At 39.3% G+C, this 1599-nt stretch carries 3 protein-coding genes; all 3 read left to right on the plus strand.

The window, feature by feature from the left end; genetic code table 11:
• The coding region (locus tag H6A27_RS15290; protein WP_420867865.1) for a ParA family protein at positions 1 to 126 on the plus strand (126 nt) is incomplete at its 5' end.
• A 5-nt stretch (positions 127 to 131) separates the two neighbouring features.
• Entirely contained in the window at positions 132 to 479 is a 348-nt protein-coding gene (locus H6A27_RS14300) for a hypothetical protein (RefSeq protein WP_204509172.1), read from the plus strand.
• A gap of 101 nt (positions 480 to 580) precedes the next feature.
• Positions 581 to 1093, plus strand: a complete 513-nt coding sequence (locus H6A27_RS14305; RefSeq protein ID WP_204405198.1) for a hypothetical protein — start codon at positions 581 to 583, stop codon at positions 1091 to 1093.
• The last annotated feature ends 506 nt before the right edge of the window (positions 1094 to 1599 follow it).

Consider the following 1599-nt stretch of genomic DNA (forward strand, 5'->3'; position numbering starts at 1 on the left):
CGTGAGAATATCGCCTTGGCGGAATCAGCCGGTAGTGGCAAAAGTATATTCGAGTATGATTCAAATTCCAACGGTGCAAAGGATTATCTTGCACTTACGGAGGAAATTCTTTCACGTAACCAGTAACAACTATGGCAAAAAACAATATGGACATTCTGCTTGGCAATATTCTGGGCACTGCCGCTATCAGCCCTGACAATAAAACAGTAGAACAGACACCCGAGACCAAGCCAATTCCGAAACAGGAAAAACGGTCATTCAAGGCAGAACGTAAAGAGCAACCGGACAATTCCTGGCGACATTTCTCTTTTATCTGCTCCAGGGAACTTGTAGATAAGGTACAGGCAATAGCTTACAAGGAGGGTTTCACCATACGTGCCTTTATGGAGTATGTGATGAAACAGGGCATCGAGGCATACGAGGCGAAGCATGGCAAGGCTCGGAAAGTCAAGTCCAAAAACATCAATGATGTAATGTAAACGTGTATACACGTAGCCATGTGTACGTATAGCAATATATACATGTTTACACGTACACGTGAATACATAGATATAGTCAAGTCAATAACAATCAAAATATTATGAATATGAAAAAATATTTCTCATTTGCCATTATCGCATTCTTAATGGCAGTACCATTGGTATTAACTTCTTGTGGTAAAGACGACATTTTGGAAGACGCTGAAGGTCTTCAACCGGAACTGAAAGTATGGACGGAGCCATATCACATAGAAGGTTCATCCATTGATGATGTAAAGAACTACATGGACTTTTCAATGAAGCGATATGGTCTTGCATCGGAGACTACAATATCCAGTTCTATTAAGCTCACTTACACAACTGGCAAAGGTAATGAGGGTATCCTCTATAGCTTTTACGCTTCAAATGGAGCATTGTATTCAGTAATAGATACAGAGCTGATAGTCAATAGCCGTCTGGTTATCGACTATTTGAAGGAACATTATTCTCTGATTGTTCCGGCGAACGAGGCAACACTTGAATACAGCTTCACGAACTCTGACAGGTCAATGGTTATTACGACAGCAAAGGTTTCTGAAACCTGCTTCAACGTAAATTATGCCTACGTCAATTGATATTGTCTTGTAGTTTTGAGCCATCATCAGGTCTTAGGATTTGTTGGTGGTTTTTTGTATCCATGTATTATGGATATATGTAAACGTGTATATAAGTCCACTTGTATAGGTGTATACATGTACACGTGTGGACATGAATACATGTGGACATTGGATGATTGAAAGATAACTTCCTAAATCATTGATAGCAAGTGCGATAATCCCTTTGTAGTTGAATTAAAATTCGCCTTTTTGTAATTGCTAAAAGCATATTTTATAAGCTTTTTGTATGCTGACAATTCACGGCTTGTCAGATTTTCACCGCAAAATTACTGTGAATGTCCGAACGCCAAGTACCTATTCACTAATGTGTCTCAGATTGGTATGGCAACCTTCCGCAAATCAGAGATTTGGGTATTCCATACAAATCTGCAGCCATTTACTTGTCTTATTTTCCATGTCTCACAGTATCGGGAGCGTGAAAATTTGAAGCCCTTTGAAATTGTCACGATTTCACAATACAAAAT

The organism is Bacteroides caecigallinarum (genome assembly GCF_016902295.1).
Taxonomy (GTDB): domain Bacteria; phylum Bacteroidota; class Bacteroidia; order Bacteroidales; family Bacteroidaceae; genus Phocaeicola; species Phocaeicola caecigallinarum_A.

Bases quoted from the DNA above. Each gene is read 5' to 3' on its own strand.
- H6A27_RS14300 (WP_204509172.1), top strand. From the start codon at position 132: ATGGCAAAAAACAATATGGACATTCTGCTTGGCAATATTCTGGGCACT.
- H6A27_RS14305 (WP_204405198.1), top strand. From the start codon at position 581: ATGAATATGAAAAAATATTTCTCATTTGCCATTATCGCATTCTTAATG.